Origin of the sequence: Streptomyces sp. R41 (assembly GCF_041053055.1) — a bacterium.
In the GTDB taxonomy this organism is placed as follows: Bacteria; Actinomycetota; Actinomycetes; order Streptomycetales; family Streptomycetaceae; genus Streptomyces.
Map to the genome: position 1 here is coordinate 7,577,021 of NZ_CP163443.1, position 16,343 is coordinate 7,593,363.

At 71.3% G+C, this 16,343-nt stretch carries 10 protein-coding genes; 6 read left to right on the forward strand and 4 right to left on the reverse strand.

Features of this window, described 5'->3' with window-relative positions; all coding sequences use genetic code 11:
- The first annotated feature begins 30 nt into the window (after window positions 1-30).
- The 3 genes from AB5J53_RS34675 to AB5J53_RS34685 all read left to right on the forward strand — a co-directional run bounded on the left by AB5J53_RS34675 (window position 31) and on the right by AB5J53_RS34685 (window position 4,126).
- Window positions 31-1,458, forward strand: coding sequence for an NAD(P)/FAD-dependent oxidoreductase (locus AB5J53_RS34675; protein WP_369249544.1), 1,428 nt, complete (start codon window positions 31-33; stop codon window positions 1,456-1,458).
- A gap of 213 nt (window positions 1,459-1,671) precedes the next feature.
- Window positions 1,672-2,124, forward strand: a complete 453-nt coding sequence (locus AB5J53_RS34680) for a hypothetical protein (RefSeq protein WP_369249545.1) — start codon at window positions 1,672-1,674, stop codon at window positions 2,122-2,124.
- Window positions 2,125-2,305: 181 nt separating this feature from the next.
- Window positions 2,306-4,126, forward strand: a complete 1,821-nt coding sequence (locus tag AB5J53_RS34685) for a chitinase (protein WP_369249546.1) — start codon at window positions 2,306-2,308, stop codon at window positions 4,124-4,126.
- Between the two features lie 20 nt (window positions 4,127-4,146).
- On the opposite strand, the gene AB5J53_RS34690 is transcribed toward AB5J53_RS34685, so the two are convergent.
- The 4 genes from AB5J53_RS34690 to gabT form a co-directional block, all read right to left on the reverse strand.
- Window positions 4,147-5,421: an McrC family protein gene (locus AB5J53_RS34690; RefSeq protein ID WP_369249547.1), complete on the reverse strand. Its 1,275-nt coding sequence runs from the start codon at window positions 5,419-5,421 to the stop codon at window positions 4,147-4,149.
- A gap of 4 nt (window positions 5,422-5,425) precedes the next feature.
- The gene (locus tag AB5J53_RS34695) at window positions 5,426-7,930 is read right to left on the reverse strand and encodes an McrB family protein (protein WP_369249548.1); all 2,505 of its coding nucleotides are present in this window, start codon (window positions 7,928-7,930) and stop codon (window positions 5,426-5,428) included.
- A 36-nt stretch (window positions 7,931-7,966) separates the two neighbouring features.
- Window positions 7,967-8,794 (reverse strand): phosphatase PAP2 family protein, encoded by an 828-nt coding sequence (locus tag AB5J53_RS34700; protein WP_369249549.1) that lies wholly within the window; start codon window positions 8,792-8,794, stop codon window positions 7,967-7,969.
- A gap of 169 nt (window positions 8,795-8,963) precedes the next feature.
- Complete coding sequence (gabT, locus tag AB5J53_RS34705; protein WP_369249550.1) at window positions 8,964-10,298, reverse strand: 4-aminobutyrate--2-oxoglutarate transaminase; 1,335 nt, start codon at window positions 10,296-10,298, stop codon at window positions 8,964-8,966.
- 348 nt (window positions 10,299-10,646) lie between these two features.
- On the opposite strand from gabT, the gene AB5J53_RS34710 reads away from it, so the two are divergent.
- The 3 genes from AB5J53_RS34710 to AB5J53_RS34720 all read left to right on the forward strand — a co-directional run bounded on the left by AB5J53_RS34710 (window position 10,647) and on the right by AB5J53_RS34720 (window position 16,333).
- Window positions 10,647-12,794 (forward strand): ATP-binding protein, encoded by a 2,148-nt coding sequence (locus tag AB5J53_RS34710; RefSeq protein ID WP_369249551.1) that lies wholly within the window; start codon window positions 10,647-10,649, stop codon window positions 12,792-12,794.
- 143 nt (window positions 12,795-12,937) lie between these two features.
- On the forward strand, window positions 12,938-14,605 hold the full coding sequence (locus tag AB5J53_RS34715; protein WP_369249552.1) for a PucR family transcriptional regulator: 1,668 nt from the start codon (window positions 12,938-12,940) through the stop codon (window positions 14,603-14,605).
- A 282-nt stretch (window positions 14,606-14,887) separates the two neighbouring features.
- Window positions 14,888-16,333, forward strand: a complete 1,446-nt coding sequence (locus AB5J53_RS34720; protein WP_369249553.1) for an aldehyde dehydrogenase family protein — start codon at window positions 14,888-14,890, stop codon at window positions 16,331-16,333.
- Window positions 16,334-16,343 lie beyond the last annotated feature (10 nt).

Here is a 16,343-nt window from a genome sequence, read left to right on the forward strand (position 1 = left end):
CGCTCGTCACCCTTGTAGGGAGTTGAAATCATGGCCCCAAGCGCCATGACAAGTGGGAATCATTGGACGAAGTCTCTTTCCGACGCCCAGCCGGTCTCCTTCTGGCTGGACGACCCCGGCAAGCCCCACCCCGAGCCCGCGCTCACCGGCGCCGAGACCTGCGACCTGCTGGTCGTCGGCGGCGGCTACAGCGGACTGTGGACCGCGCTGATCGCCAAGGAGCGCGAGCCGGGGCGCGATGTGGTCCTCGTCGAAGGCCGTGAGGCGGGCTGGGCCGCCTCCGGCCGCAACGGCGGCTTCTGCGCCGCCTCCCTCACGCACGGTCTGGCCAACGGGCTCACCCGCTGGCCGGACGAGATCAAGAAACTGGAGGAGCTGGGCGCCCGCAACCTCGACGAGATCGAGGCGGCGGTCGCCCGCTACTCCCTCGACTGCGACTTCGAGCGCAGCGGCGAGATCGACGTGGCCACCGAGCCGCACCAGGCGGCCGAACTGCGCCAGTGGCACGAGGAGCTGGAGCGCGAGGGCCTCGCGGAGGGCGTCGAGTTCCTGGACACCGAAGCGGTACGGGAACAAGTCGACTCACCGACATTCCTCGCCGGGCTGCACGACCGCCGCGGCGTCGCCATGCTGCACCCCGCCAAGCTCGCCTGGGGCCTGAAGCGGGCCTGTCTGGAGCTCGGGGTGCGGGTGTACGAGCACACGCCCGCGCTCCAGCTGAAGCCGTACGGCGCCGGCATGGCCGTACGCACTCCATACGGCTCGATCCGCGCACGCCGGGTCGCGCTCGGCACGAACATCTTCCCGAACCTGGTCAAGCGCGTGCGCTCGTACACCGTGCCGGTCTACGACTACGCGCTGATGACCGAGCCGCTCACCGCCGACCAGCTGGCGTCCATCGGCTGGAAGAACCGCCAGGGCCTCGGGGATTCGGCGAACCGGTTCCACTACTTCCGGCTGTCGGCGGACAACCGGATCCTGTGGGGCGGCTACGACGCGATCTACCCGTACGGCGGCCGGGTACGCGCCGAGTACGACGACCGCCCGGAGACCTACGCCAAGCTCGCCGGGCACTTCTTCACCTGTTTCCCGCAGCTGGAGGGGCTCCGGTTCACGCACGCCTGGGGCGGTGCGATCGACACCTGCTCGCGGTTCTCGGCCTTCTTCGGCACGGCCCACCAGGGCAAGGTCGCGTACGCGGCGGGTTACACCGGCCTCGGCGTGGGCGCCACCCGGTTCGGCGCGGACGTGATGCTCGACCTGCTGGCGGGGGAGCGTACGGAGCGCACCGAGCTGGAGATGGTCCGCAAGAAGCCGCTGCCGTTCCCGCCCGAGCCCTTCGCCTGGACCGGCATCGCGCTCACCAAGTGGTCGCTCGCACGGGCGGACTCGCACGGCGGTCGGCGCAATCTGTGGCTGAAGGCGATGGACAAGCTGGGGCTCGGCTTCGACAGTTAGGCCTTGGCGCTTCGCCAGTCGGGCCTGGTGGGGGCGCGTTGAAGCGTGCGTGATCAAGCGGCGTGCGCCCCGCCCTGATCGGCGTGCGCCCTGCGCGATCGCCGTGACTCGATTCACTACCAACAAGTAGCCGTAACCCGCGTAATGCCCGGCCCGGACCTCCCTCTCTCTTGTGACGCGACCAGCGTCGACACGAGAAAGGGAGGTTCCGCCATGACAGGGGCCAATACGGCGGTCGAGTGGCTGGCATCCGTAGCTCCGGACCCCGAGGCCTGCCGGTGGGAGTGGGAGCGCAATCCGCAGGGGATCGCGCTGCTGCCGGCGGGCAAGGCCTGGGACGTACTCATCCTGCCGGGCGAGCTCGGCTATCCGACGCTCGACGTGCTCACCAGGGTGATCGACCAACTGGGCCCCGTGCTCGTCGACTTCGGCGACGCCCGGATGGGTTTCTTCGTGCCCGCGGGCACCGCGGCCCGGTGGCTCGGCACGGGGGTGCGCACAGCGGGTCGCGGTACGTGGATCGTGGTGCCGTACCCGGGACGGTCGACCGGCGGGGTCCGCTGGCTGATCCCGCCGGACGGCTCCGGCACGCTCACCGATCCGGGGCTGCTGGAACTGGCCATGCACGAGGCGGCGGCGGGTCTCGCCGGAAACGAGGACCGATAGCGGTGACGGGGCCCGGCCCCGGTAACTGTCGGAGGTCTTCTGCGTATCGGAGGCCTCGTACGTCCCAGAGGTCTTGTGCGTAGTGGAGGCCTTGTTGTGCCAGAGGTCTTGACAACAGAATTGGTCTGGACCAAGTTGGGCGCGCTCCACCCTCCTGATTCCCCCATGCCCGGAGGCAGTTGTGGATCGCACCGGACGCGCTGGACCGTTCCTGCGTCGCAGACTCATCGCCGTGTGCACGGCCACCGTCCTGGCCGTACCCGGCCTCGCCGCGCTCTCGTCGGCCGCCCGTGCGGCCGACGCGGACCTCGCCAAGAACGGCGGGTTCGAATCGGGCCTGGACAGCTGGACCTGTACGGCGGGCGGCACCGTCAATTCACCGGTACGGAGCGGCAGTTCGGCTCTGAAGGCGACCCCGGCCGGCAGTGACTACGCGCAGTGCTCCCAGACGGTGACCGTCAAACCCGACTCCCAGTACACCCTCTCCGGCTACGTCCGGGGCACCTACGTCTACCTCGGCGCGAGCGGCACCGGTACCACGGACGTCTCCACCTGGACCCAGTCCGCGACCGACTGGCAGCAGCTCACCACCACGTTCCGCACCGGCGCGTCCACCACCAAGGTCACGATCTACACGCACGGCTGGTACGGCACCGGCACCTACTACGCCGACGACCTCTCCCTGGTCGGCCCCGGCGTGGACATCGGCCTGCCCCCGGCCGCGCCCACGGGCCTGGCGGTCGGCACGGTCACGTCATCGAGCGTCGCCCTGTCCTGGTCCGCGGTGGCCGGCGCGACGGGTTACGCCGTCTACCGCGACGGCGTCAAAGTCCAGACGGCCAGCGGCACTTCGGCGACAGTGAACGGACTGTCCCCCTCGACGGCGTACTCGTTCCAGGTCGCCGCGACGAATGACGCGGGCGAGTCGGCGAAGTCGGCGACGGTCACCGCGACCACGTCCGCGGGCTCGGGCGGAGGCTCTTCGGACCTCCCGACCCACGCCCTCGTCGGCTACCTCCACGCGAGCTTCGCGAACGGCGCCGGGTACACCCGCATGGCCGACGTCCCCGACAGCTGGGACGTGATCGACCTGGCCTTCGGTGAACCGACCTCCACCACCTCGGGCGACATCCGCTTCACCCGCTGCCCGGTCACCGAGTGCCCGACGGTCGAGAGCGACGCCGATTTCAAGGCGGCGATCAAGGCGAAGCAGGCGGCGGGCAAGAAGGTCCTGATCTCGATCGGCGGTCAGAACGGCCAGGTGCAGCTGGCGACTGCGGCGGCGAGGGACACCTTCGTGTCGTCCGTCTCGAAGATCATCGACACCTACGGCCTGGACGGCCTGGACATCGACTTCGAGGGCCACTCGCTCTCGCTCGACGCCGCCGACACGAATTTCAAGAGCCCGACCACGCCGGTGATCGTCAACCTCATCTCGGCGCTGAAGACCCTGAAGGCCAAGTACGGCTCGAAGTTCGTCCTGAGCATGGCCCCGGAGACCTTCTTCGTCCAACTCGGCTACCAGTACTACGGCACGGGCAAGTGGGGCGGCCAGGACCCGCGCGCGGGCGCCTACCTCCCCGTCATCCACGCCCTTCGCGACGACCTGACCCTCCTGCACGTCCAGGACTACAACTCCGGCTCGATCATGGGCCTCGACAACCAGTACCACTCCATGGGCGGCGCAGACTTCCATATCGCCATGACCGACATGCTCCTCACCGGCTTCCCGGTCGCCGGCGACGCGAACAACGTCTTCCCACCCCTGCGCCCCGACCAGATCGCCATCGGCATGCCCGCCTCGACGAACGCCGGCAACGGCTACGTATCACCGGCGGAGGTGAACAAGACCCTCGACTGCCTCACCAAGAAGACCAACTGCGGTTCGTACGCCACCCACGGCACCTGGCCGGGCCTGCGCGGCCTGATGACGTGGTCGGTCAACTGGGACCGGTACGGGAGCTGGGAGTTCTCGAAGAACTTCGACGGGTACTTCGGCTGAAATGCCGGGGGACTGAGGCGTCAGTCCAGCACTGCCCTGAGCACCCTCGCGAGGGTCGTCCTGCGCTCGGCGCCACCCAGAGCGCCGAGCAGCGACGGCAGGTCCAGCGACACGGAGCGTACGCGGGCCGACGTAGTGCCGTCCCAGCGGCGTACGGCGACGCTCTCGCGTGACGCCGACGCTCCGCCGGGATGGAGCAGGACACACGTGGGCGTGCCCTCACCGGGCTCCCGGGACAGCGCGTGAGCGTAGAGAAAGGCCTGGTAGAGGTCGGGGGTGGTCAGTCTTCTGCCGTCGTACAGCTTGTACTTGACGTCGACGGGGCGCCGCAGCGGTGCTCCGTCGACGCTGCCGCAGAGCAGGACGTCGGGCCGCACTTCGGTGTAGGAGCGGCCGGTTCGCTCGTCGTGCAGCACTCCGCCGTGCCGCGCCTGGTCCCGGACGGTGAAGCCGGTGCCGTCGGCGGCCTCTCGCAGCAACCGCGTCGCGAAGGACTCGAACAGGACGTTCATGTCGATGAGGAACGCCCGGGACGCGAGCGGGCCGGGGGAGAACAAGTCCGCGATGCCGCCGCCGGACAGCAGCAGTGCCGCCCAACGATGCGCCTGTGCGTAGTGGCTGTTGTGCCGGTGGTAGTCGAGCCCTGCCAGGACTGTCCGCAGATCGCCGAGCCGCGTCGGCGCGACCTGCGCGAACCGGTGCGCCGCGCGCCGGGCCCTGGCGCGCACGGCGGGGGAGTGCGCCGTGCGCGCCGCGAGATCGATGGCGGCGGCGCACAGCCGGTTGTCCACGATGTCCGTGTCGTGTTCGTCGAACCGGCAGGCCAGCCGGTCCAGCCGTCCGTAGTGCCGCAGGACCTGACGCTCGGCCAGCAGGCGGCCGCGGACCGCCGGGAGTTCGTCCTCGACCGTCACATAGTCGCGGCGCACCCCGCGTGCCAGCAGCCGATCGCAGTGCTCGGTCACCAGGAGGGCGACCAGGTCCCGGAGATGCGGAGCTCCCGCACCTACCGTGCGCGCCGCGTCCAGCGCGGGCAGGCCCCGGCCCGCCGCGTACTCCAGCATGCGCAGGACGTCGAGCTCCTCGCCCAGATACTTGGGCAGCACGCGAATCTCGCACGCGTCGAGGCGGACGACCCCGACGCATGGACCGGCGGTCAATTCCAGTCGGCCGCCCGCGAGTTCACGCACCTGGAGGCGCGCGGCCAGCTGTTCGCCTGCGCAGAGCGCCCGGTCGGCGGCGCTCAGCCGCACACCGTCGACCACTCTCGTCTCGTACTCCCGCAGCGTCAGCACGGATCTACTCCGCCGTCCCGCCCTTGAGCTGGAGTTCCGTGTAGAGAGCGGTCGTCAGTCCTTCGTCGCTGAGGTCGCGCAGGGTGTGCGTCTCGGGATCGACCAGGGCCTCGCCGAGGAACGCCGCGAGCAGGGAGTAGTCGTCGTACGCGTACTCCTGGAGCAGCGGCAGGATCTCGCCGCGGACGATCGCGGCGAGCGCGGCGGCCGAGTCGACCGGAGCGCCGTTCGGCAGCAAGAAGGCCTGGCCGATCTGCTTCTCGCGGTCGAGGTGGGCGCGGATGCGCTGGTTGAGCGAGTCGAGCAGATCCGCGAGGTGCAGCTGGTCCACGTGACAGCCCTGCAGGGGAGCCGAGTCGGGGAGCAGTTCGAGGAAGACGAAACGGCGGCGGATCGCCGCGTCGAGCATCCTGATGGAGCGGTCGGCGGTGTTCATGGTGCCGATGAGGTACACGTTGTCCGGCACGCTGAACTGCTCCTGGCTGAGCGGCAGCAGCACCGGATAACCCCGCTTGTCCTTTTCGAGCAAGGTGATCAACTCGCCGAAGATCTTGGGCAGATTGCCGCGGTTCAACTCGTCCACGACGACCAGATACGGGTGGCCCGGGTCCGCGGCCGCTGCCGCGCACACCCGCTTGAACACTCCGTCGATCCGGTCCAGCACGAGCCCGCCGGAGCCGCCCTTCACCGGGCGGAACCCCTCGACGAAGTCCTCGTACCCATAGCTGGGGTGGAAGGTCACCGTGGTCAGCCGCCCGGCCGCGGTCAGCGCGGCGAGGGTCGCCGCGAAGCCGGGCGTGCCGGGCTCCGCGTACGGATCCACGCCGGGGAGCCCGCCGGACAGTTCCCCGAGCCAGCGGGTGGCGAAGCGCAGGGCCGTGTACGTCTTGCCGGTGCCCGGCGGCCCGAACAGAACGGCCTGACCGCGCCGTTGCAAGGCCTCGGCGATCGGCCGCAGCTCGGCGTCGAGGGGGCGGGCTGCGGCGGCGATCTCCGCCTCCGAGGTGGCGTCGGCGCCTTCATCAGCGGGCCCGGCCCGCCGGATCCTGGCCCACAGCTGAGCGGGTACGTCCTTCACGGTGACGGTCGCCCAGGAACGCTCGGGCTCCTCCAGGCGACCGGCGTAGCTCTCGTCCCACTCCACGTCGACGGTGTGGCGGTGGTCGGCGCGGCTCTGCCGCCAGACGTAACCCTCTCCGGTCACTCGGCCGACGCCGAGGATCTGGCTGGTGCCCTTGTTGGCGACGATCAGATCACCGGGGCAGAGACTGAGCAGCTTCCAGACCTCGTTGGCCTTCGCGGAGATCTTGGGCTTGTAGTCGTTGTAGGTCTTCGACAGAGCTTCCGTGAAGGCAGCCAGGAACTCGTCCTTGTCCGCGTACGAGCGAAGGTCCGGCACCTCGTCCCAGCCCACCGCGATGTAGCCGCCCGCACGGCATGCTTCCCACAGCGTTCCGTCGTGGCCCGGGGCGATCTTCACGATCTGCTGCGTCCGGTTGGGATCGGCCCACCAGTACAGGAACTCCACCACGAGGTCGTACGGCCATCCGGCGAACCGTTCTTCGCAGTCGACGGTCTCCTTGAGCCGGGCCCGCAGCGCGAACCGTTCCAGTCCGGACGCGGACTGCCCGGTCAGCCGCTGCAGGAAGTGCCGTACATGGTCGGTTCCGTAGACCGGGAGGGAGCACTCCGGGGCGTACACCCGGAGGGTCTTGGAGATCAGGGAGGGGCCCGAGCGGATCGCGTCGATCGCGTCGATGTCCGCGACGCGGCCCTCGCGAGCGGCGATCACGGCGGCGACGATCCCGGCGCGCACCGCCTGCCACGCCTCCTCCTCGTCCGCATAGCGCGGATCGTGCCACCAGGAACCGTCCTGGCTGCGCTGGTAGATGAGGTGCTTCATCGAGGAGCCGCCGGCGATGCTGCCGAGTTCGTTGCTGCCGAACTCCAGCAGGTAGCAGTACGGCTTCGTCTGCGCGCTGTCGCCCTGGCCGAGGGCGTAGCGCTCCAAGGGGAGCGTGGGCCAGTCCTCCCACGGGAAGTCCCGGCGGATCTCCTGCGCGGCCGCCTCCATGTCACGCAGTGTCGCCGCGTACCGGTCGCGGTCGAAGGCCGCGAGCGCCTCGTCGAGGGGCCAGGGGCGCAGCGCCGCGGCCTGGGTGGGGGAGACCGGGCGCAGTACGCAGCTGCACGGGCTGACGAGCGGACGTCCCGACCCGTTCAGCAGGCCGATGGACCGGGCGTACTCGGCACGCCCCGCGGTGTCGTCCGACGGGGCCGAGTCGATCAGCCGGCGCCACAGCAGCCGGTCCGGGTCGGGGAAGCGGGGCAGCTGGTGTGGATCGGTCAGATGGAGGCAGGCCGGATCGTGGTGGATCATGCGGCCGTGCGCGGGCAGGATCACTTCGCCGGGTGACGGGGTGAGCGCGTAGTCCCGGCGCTCGAAGGTGACGACGACCTGCTCCCGCTCGTCCGAGGTGGCGACCGCCTGCTTCCGCTCGTCCGTCATCGCACACCCCTCGCCCGCTCGCCGGTCCGCGACCGGCTACCCCTGCGCTGCTCGTCGACCGTAGCGCGCGAGGACCAGCGCCATCAGCTGAAGCAGGATCAGGGACAGACACCAGCTCGCCACCACGTCCAGGGGCCAGTGGTAGCCGCGACGGATCAGGCCGAAGGCGACGGCCGCGTTCAGGGCGAGGCAGGCGATGACCAGCGCGCGGCGGGCGGAGGCGGTGCGGAGCCAGGGGAGGAGGAGCAGGGTCGCGGTGCCGTATGCGAGGGCGGCGGTGGCGGTGTGGCCCGAGGGGTAGAAGCCTGTGCCCGGGCCCATGACCGGGGGGCCGGGGCGCGCGGTCAGTTCCTTGAAGGGGACGATCAGGGCCGGGACCGCTGCCATGAGGACGGCCGCGGCGGTCGGTTCCAGCCACCAGCGGTGCGTGCCGGCGGCGCGGGCGCGACGGGCGACGTACACCAGGACGACGGCGAGGACCGGGACGGCGACCGTGATGTTGCCGAGGTCGGCGAGGATTTCGGACACGCGGTCCGGGTGGACCAGGGAGTTGCTGAGGCGTTCGTCCGCGCGGGCGAGGGGGCCGTGGGCCGCGACCTGCCAGGTCATCAGCGCGAGAAGGAGAGCCGGGAGGCCGAGGAGGAAGGTCGGCCGCCCCGGAACAGGGGGGGTAGTTCCGAGGCGGCCGTCCAGATCGGAATGTCGCGCGCCCCGGGGGGTTTGGGGCGGGCGACTGTCCGATCGGTGAGGAGATCCGGAGCCGGAAGCTCCGGGTGTGTGCGCGAGGGCACGACCAGGGCGAAGCTGGGGAGGCCTCGACCCGGTGTCACCCACAGTCCCCTGTGGGCGGGGTGTATCTCTCATCTGGTTAGAACCTACGGCAGGGGGTCCGGCTCCGACAGGCGGAATCGCGTCCCGTCATGCACCTCGCACACGTTCTTCACACGCTCTGACGCCGGTCGCCCCAGCACCGGAAACAAGCGGAATCGCCGTGGGCGGTCGGCCGGATCGCGGTACTGGGGCGGGTGGGGCGTCAGATGCGGGCGAAGGCCTGCTCGATGATGTCGAGGCCCTCGTTCAGGAGGTCCTCGCCGATGACCAGCGGGGGCAGGAAGCGGAGGACGTTGCCGTAGGTGCCACAGGTCAGGACCAGCAGGCCCTCCTGGTGGCAGGCCTTGGCCAGTGCGGCGGTCGCCTCGGGGTTCGGCTCCTTGGTGGCGCGGTCCTTGACCAGCTCGATGGCGATCATGGCGCCACGGCCACGGACGTCGCCGATGATGTCGAACTTCTCGGCCATCGCGCCCAGGCGGGCCTTCATGACCGCCTCGATGTTCTTCGCCTTGGCGTTGAGGTCGAACTCCTTCATCGTCTCGATCGCGCCGAGCGCACCGGCGCAGGCCACCGGGTTGCCGCCATAGGTGCCGCCCAGGCCGCCCGCGTGCGCGGCGTCCATGATCTCGGCGCGGCCGGTGACGGCGGCGAGCGGCAGACCGCCCGCGATGCCCTTGGCGGTGGTGATCAGGTCCGGGACGATGCCCTCGTCCTCGCAGGCGAACCACTGGCCGGTGCGGCAGAAGCCGGACTGGATCTCGTCCGCGACGAAGACGATGCCGTTGTCCTTGGCGAACTTGCTGATGGCCGGAAGGAAGCCCTTCGCGGGCTCGATGAAGCCGCCCTCGCCGAGCACCGGCTCGATGATGATCGCGGCGACGTTGTCGGCGCCGATCTGCTTGTTGATCATGTCGATCGCCTGGGCGGAGGCCTCCGCGCCGGCGTTCTCCGGGCCGGTCAGCCAGCGGTAGCCGTACGCCACCGGCACGCGGTAGACCTCGGGCGCGAACGGCCCGAAGCCGTTCTTGTACGGCATGTTCTTGGAGGTCAGCGCCATCGTCAGGTTCGTACGGCCGTGGTAGCCGTGGTCGAAGACGACGACGGCCTGGCGCTTGGTGTACGCACGCGCGATCTTGACGGCGTTCTCGACGGCCTCGGCGCCGGAGTTGAAGAGCGCGGACTTCTTGGCGTGGTCACCCGGCGTGAGCTCGGCCAGCGCCTCGGCGACGGCCACGTAGCCCTCGTACGGCGTGACCATGAAACAGGTGTGGGTGAAGTCCTGCAGCTGGGCGGAGGCCCGGCGTACGACGGCCTCGGCGCTGGCGCCGACGCTGGTCACGGCGATGCCGGAGCCGAAGTCGATCAGCCGGTTCCCGTCGACGTCCTCGATGATGCCGCCGCCGGCGCGCGTGGTGAAGACAGGGAGCACCGAGCCCACACCGGCCGCGACCGCGGCGGTACGGCGGGCCTGCAGCTCCTGCGACTTCGGGCCGGGGATGGCGGTGACGACGCGGCGCTCCTGCGGAAGTGCGGTCATGAGGGGCTCCCTGATGATCTTGCGAACCGGAGGGATCCGGCGAGCCGGTTGTTCCGGCCGACCGGGTGTTCCGGGCGGGGTGTTTTTCGGACGCTTTCTTCTTTCTTCGCAGGCTAGGGCCGGGGATGGGGGGTGGGCATGCTCCATGTGGGCGTTGTCGAAGGATTCGCTTGTCCGTGGTGGACATAGAACGGCGGAGATCCGGTCGCCTCGGTTTCGTGCCGGTTCGCCGCGGGTCGGCGGCGCGGGCGCCCGGGACCCGGCCCGGTAAACGGTGAACTCGCCCCGCAGGGGCACTAGATTGACTCGCGGACGAAGCACGGAGCGGCTGGTCAGGGGGCAAGGGCGATGGACAGCGACGGGACGCAGGACGCGCGGGGCACGCATGCCAATTCTGTGCCGCGTCCGGCGGGGCCGCCGGATGTGCCGGTGACGCCGCCGGAGACACCCGCCGCGCCGCCACGGCCCGCGCGGGCACCCGGGGTGCCACCGTTGCCGGACGGGTCCGCCTTCCTCACGTGGGTGCGGGCGCCCCGGCCGGAGGCGGCGCCCGGGGTATGGCGGTTCGGGCACCGGCCGCGACCGAAGGAGGAGCCGGCGCAGATTCCGGCGCGGCAGCTGCTGAGCGGGGCCGTTATCGCCTTCTTGGTGGGGTGGCTGATCTGGTCACTGCTCTGGAACGGGTATCTGGGCGGCTGGTGGGTCCTGCCGCTGGAGCTGTTCACCCCCGACTCCTGGAGGCACAGCGGCGATCGCGTCGGAAACGCGTTCCTCTGGTACGGCTACTACACGCTGATCGCCCTCGTCATCATGATCGGGGTCGGGCGGCTCGGCCGATGGGGTGAGGTGTGGCGGCGTTACGGGCTGCCCGCCTGGCAGCGGGCCGCACCCGCGAGCGAGCGGCCGCCCGCGCCCGAGGAGGACCCCGCCCAGTGGAACCAGCTCCGCGCCGCCGGGGCCGGTGACGCCGCCGAACGGCTCGCCGCCGAGGCCCGCGCCGGGCTGATGCGCGATGTCGACCACGCCCGGATCGCCCGCGCCTGGCAGGGCGTACGCAGCGGGCGGCACAGTCTCGCCACGTTCACGGGGGCGGTGCTGAAGGACGGGGCCGCCGCCTGTCTGCATCCCTCCGGCGACCGCGATCTGCCGGGTCGCCTCGCGCGGCACGACCTCGTGACCGGGCAGGTGCGGCTCGGGACGACCGCCGATGATCCGCGCAATCCGTACGCCTATCGCGGCACCGGCCTTGCCCTCGGTCCCGATCTGCTGGGTACGTCGTTGCTCGCCGTCGGCCCCGCCGGGTCGGGCAAGACCGGCGGCGTCGTCTGGCCGCTCGCCGAATCACTGTGCCTGCACGCGCTCGCCGGGCGGGCCGCCGTCGTCGTGGTGGGTGCCGCGGGCGCCGGGCTCGGGCCCGCCGACGCGTACGACGTCGTCGTACGGATCGGGAACCCCGAGTCCGTGTACGACCTCGACCTGTACGGCGGCACCACCGACCCGGACGAGGCCGCGGCCGTGCTCGCCGAGGCGCTCGTCGGGGATCTTGCCGATCCGCATCCCGGGGGCGACAGCCGCCGCTCGACCACCGTGCTCGCCCAGCTGCTGGGGCCCTTCCAGGCCGTCCACGGCCGGTTCCCGTCGGTGCCCGAGCTGCGCGGGCTCCTCGACGGCGCTCCCGGACCGCTCGGCGCGCTGCGCAAGGCCCTGGAGGACACCGGGCACGAGTCGCTGCTGCGGGAACTCGACGCACGGGAGCGGCAGTTGGGGCACCCGGGGGATGTCGGGGGTGTGCTCGCGGACCGGGTCGCCCTGCTCGACCGGCCCGCGTTCGCGGGGTTCTTCGACACCTCCGGGCAGTCGCGGCCCTTCTCGCTGCGGGCACTCGATCACCCCGTGCGCGTACGGATCGATCTGCCCGCGCGTGGGCACGCCGACGCCTCGCGGATCCTGGCGCGGCTGGTGCTCGCGCAGTTCACGGCGAGCGTCGCCGTGCGCGAGGACCGGTCGCTGTTCGCCTGTCTGGTGCTCGACGACGCGACGGGGGTCGTCACACCCGAGGCCGTACGCGGGATTCAGCGGCTGCGGTCCGGCAACGCGGGAGCCGTGCTGACACTGCGCACGCTCGACGACGCGCCGCGACCGCTGCGCTCGCCGCTCCTCGGTGCCATCGGGTGCCGGATGGCGCTGTCCGGACTCACCCCCTGGGACGGGCAGGACTTCGCCGAGGTCTGGGGCAAGGAGTGGACCGAGGCGCGGGACGTCACCGACCGGCAGATCATCGCCGAGACCCCGGCGGGCAAGGCGGTGCACATGCTGCGGCGAGTGATCACGGGGCACGCGCCGACCGCCCGGGCCGTCACCGTGCGACAGGTCGAGCGGGAGCGCTGGTCCGCGTCCGAACTGGCACACGGGGTGCCGCCGGGGCATGCGGTTCTGTCGCTGACCAATGTGAAGGGGGAGCACGCACCGCCGTTGCTGGTGGATCTGCGGAGCTGAGGGTGACGTGTGGATCTGCGCGGCTGAGCAGGGACGTATGGACATCGGGGCGCACGGTGACCGTACGGTGAGGCAGAATCGACACAGGCCGTTCATACGTAGCGGCCAAAAGATCACAAAGATCACACAGACTTGAAGGCCTCATGCCCCCCACGCTCGCCTCGCTTGTCCACCACTCCGCGCTCAAGCTCACGGTGCGCGCGGGTGAGGACCGCCTGGACGTGCCCGTCCGCTGGGCGCATGTCAGCGAGCTCGCCGACCCCGTGCCCTACATGGAGGGCGGGGAGCTGCTGCTGATCACCGCGCTCCAGCTGGACGCGGAGGACTCCGAGGTCATGCGGCGCTATGTGAAGCGCCTGGTGGGAGCCGGGGTGGTCGGGCTCGGCTTCGCGGTCGGGGTCAATTACGAGGAGATCCCCAAGGCGCTGGTCGACGCGGCGGAGGAAGAGGGACTGCCGCTCCTCGAAGTGCCCCGGCGTACGCCCTTCCTCGCCATCAGCAAGGCCGTCTCGGCCGCCATCGCCGCGGATCAGTACCGGGCGGTCACGGCCGGCTTCGCCGCGCAGCGCGAGCTGACCAAGCGGACGCTGAACGACGGGCCCGAGGGGCTGCTCGCCGCGCTGGCCGGGCAGGTCAACGGCTGGGCGGCGCTGTACGACGCGTCCGGTGCCGTCGTCGCCTCCGCGCCCGAGTGGGCGGGGCGCCGGGCCGCGCGGCTCACGCCGGACGTGGAGCGGCTGCGGGAGCGGCCCGCGCCGGCCAGCTCCGTCGTCGGTGGCGAAGACCGGGAAGACCGAGTGGAACTGCACTCCCTCGGGACCGGGCGGCGGCCGCGTGCCGCACTCGCCGTGGGGACGGCGGCCGCGCTCGGGACCGCCGAGCGGTATGCCGTGCACTCGGCGATCGCCCTGCTGACGCTCACCACGGAGCGGTCCCGGTCGCTGCACGCGGCCGAGCAGCGGATCGGCGCGGCCGTGCTGCGCATGCTGCTCGCGGGCGAGCCCGACCACGCCCGGGCCGTCGCCGGGGACCTGTACGGCGCGCTGCTCGACGCGCCCTTCCGGCTGATCCTCGCCGAGTCGGCGTCCGCGTCGGCCGCGCGGGCACACGCGGACGGGCACGCGCGCGTGGCCGCGACGGCACCCTCGGCCGCCGCTGTCGCCGTGCCCGACACCAACGGCGACCCGCTCGGCGGGCTCGCCGAGATCGTGGAGTCCGCAGCCGCCCGCTCCGGTGAGTCCGTGCTGGTCGTGCCCGAGGGGGAGCGGCTGGTCGTGCTCGCGGTGGACGGGGGTGCGGCGGTCGCCGCGTGCGGGGAGTACGCGGTGGCTCTGGAGGCCGCGCGGGCCGCCGCACGGGAGCAGCCCGCCGGTGACGAGGACGAGCTGGTGGTCGGCCTGTCGGCACCGGCCGGGCCGATCGCCGCGGGGGCCGCCTACAAGCAGGCCGAGCAGGCTTTGTCCGTGGCGCGGCGGCGCGGGCGCTTCCTCGTGGAGCACGAGGAGCTCGCGGCCGGGTCCGTGCTGCCGCTGCTGGCCGATGACGCGGTGCGGGCGTTCGCGGACGGGTTGCTGCGGGCGCTGCACGAGCATGACGCGACCGGGCGGGGGGATCTGGTGGCCTCGCTGCGGGCGTGGTTGTCGCGGCACGGGCAGTGGGATGCGGCGGCCGCGGATCTCGGCGTGCACCGGCACACGCTGCGGTACCGCATGCGGCGGGTCGAGGAGATCCTCGGGCGGTCGCTGGATGATCCGGATGTGCGCATGGAGCTTTGGCTGGCGTTGAAGGCCACGGCGGGGGCGGGGGAGTAGTCGGCTTTTTCGCCCCTCCGCCCGTACCCGTCCAGGGGCGCGGGGAACTGCGCAATCTTTTGGCGGGGTCTGGGGGCGGCAGCCCCCAGGTACGGGACGGGTAGGGGCGGAGGGGGCGAAAAAAGCCCGAGGCCCGCCCGCGTCGGGCTACCGTGCCAAAGCGGCGTACCCCGCACCCCGACTGCTACGACTCGGACAAACGACCCGCTGCTGTCCCGGCCCTACCGTGGACCAGGAAAACCCAGAACAACTCCCCCAACGCGGAAGGGCCGGGACTCGCACATGACTTCCACCCACGCTTTCTGGCTCGCCGGCCGCCAGGCCACCGGTGAGACCACCTTCGACGTCACCTCCCCGTGGGACGGTCGGGTCGTCGGCAAGGTCAGTGTCCCGACCGAGGCGCAGGTCGAGGAGGCCGTGGCCGCCGCGTACGCCGTGCGGGACGAGTTCGCCGCCACGCCGGCCCACGTGCGTGCCGCCGCCCTCGACCACGTGTCGCGCCGCCTCGTCGAGCGCACCGAGGAGATCGCGCAGCTCATCTCCGCCGAGAACGGCAAGCCGATCAAGTGGGCCCGGGGCGAGGTCGGCCGCGCGGTGTCCGTGTTCCGGTTCGCCGCCGAGGAAGCTCGCCGCTTCAACGGCGGCGAGGCACAGCGCCTGGACACCGACCTCGGTGGTCAGGGCCGGCTCGCGCTGACCCGCCGGTTCCCGAAGGGTGTCGTGCTGGGCATCGCGCCGTTCAACTTCCCGCTGAACCTGTGCGCCCACAAGATCGCCCCGGCCATCGCCGCCGGCGCGCCGATCATCCTGAAGCCCGCGCCCGCGACCCCGCTGTCCGGCCTCATCATCGGCGACCTGCTCGCCGAGACCGAGCTGCCCGCCGGGTCGTGGAGCATCCTGCCCGTCTCCAACGAGCGGATGCCCGCCCTGGTCCAGGACGAGCGGCTGCCCGTCATCTCCTTCACCGGGTCGGAGAAGGTCGGTTACGCGATCATGGACTCGGTGCCGCGCAAGCACTGCACCCTGGAGCTGGGCGGCAACGGCGCGGCCGTCGTCCTCGCCGACTGGGCGAGCGACGAGGACCTGGACTGGGCCGCCACGCGTATCGCGACCTTCTCCAACTACCAGGGCGGCCAGTCCTGCATCTCCGTGCAGCGCGTGATCGCCGACGCGTCGGTGTACGAGCGGCTGCTGCCCCGTATCGTCGCCGCCGTCGAGGGCCAGGTCACCGGTGACCCGTCCGAGGACAAGACGGACGTCGGCCCGCTGGTCAGCGAGGACGCCGCCAAGCGTGTCGAGTCGTGGGTCGACGAGGCCGTTCAGGCCGGTGCCACGCTGCTCGCCGGCGGCAAGCGCGACGGCGCCTCCTACGCGCCGACCGTCCTCGCCGACGTACCCGCCGACGTGACCGTCTCCTGCGAGGAGGTCTTCGGACCCGTCCTCACCGTGCGGAAGGTGGAGGGGGAGGCCGCCGCCTTCGCCGCCGTCAACGACTCCAAGTACGGGCTCCAGGCCGGTGTGTTCACGCACGACCTGCAGACCGCCTTCCGCGCCCACCGCGCGCTGGAGGTCGGCGGCGTCGTGGTCGGTGACGTGCCGTCCTACCGCGCCGACCAGATGCCGTACGGCGGTGTGAAGCAGTCCGGTGTCGGCCGCGAGGGCGTGAAGTTCGCGATGGACGACTACACCTACGAGCGGGTGCTGGTGCTCACGGGCCTCGCCCTCTGACCGGACCCGC

What these genes read in the sequence shown, in the direction of transcription:
- AB5J53_RS34720 (WP_369249553.1), top strand. Translation starts at nt 14,888, where the DNA reads ATGACTTCCACCCACGCTTTCTGGCTCGCCGGCCGCCAGGCCACCGGT.
- AB5J53_RS34700 (WP_369249549.1), bottom strand. Translation starts at nt 8,794, where the DNA reads ATGAGAGATACACCCCGCCCACAGGGGACTGTGGGTGACACCGGGTCG.
- AB5J53_RS34710 (WP_369249551.1), top strand. Translation starts at nt 10,647, where the DNA reads ATGGACAGCGACGGGACGCAGGACGCGCGGGGCACGCATGCCAATTCT.
- AB5J53_RS34675 (WP_369249544.1), top strand. Translation starts at nt 31, where the DNA reads ATGGCCCCAAGCGCCATGACAAGTGGGAATCATTGGACGAAGTCTCTT.
- AB5J53_RS34715 (WP_369249552.1), top strand. Translation starts at nt 12,938, where the DNA reads ATGCCCCCCACGCTCGCCTCGCTTGTCCACCACTCCGCGCTCAAGCTC.
- AB5J53_RS34695 (WP_369249548.1), bottom strand. Translation starts at nt 7,930, where the DNA reads ATGACGGACGAGCGGAAGCAGGCGGTCGCCACCTCGGACGAGCGGGAG.
- AB5J53_RS34680 (WP_369249545.1), top strand. Translation starts at nt 1,672, where the DNA reads ATGACAGGGGCCAATACGGCGGTCGAGTGGCTGGCATCCGTAGCTCCG.
- gabT (WP_369249550.1), bottom strand. Translation starts at nt 10,298, where the DNA reads ATGACCGCACTTCCGCAGGAGCGCCGCGTCGTCACCGCCATCCCCGGC.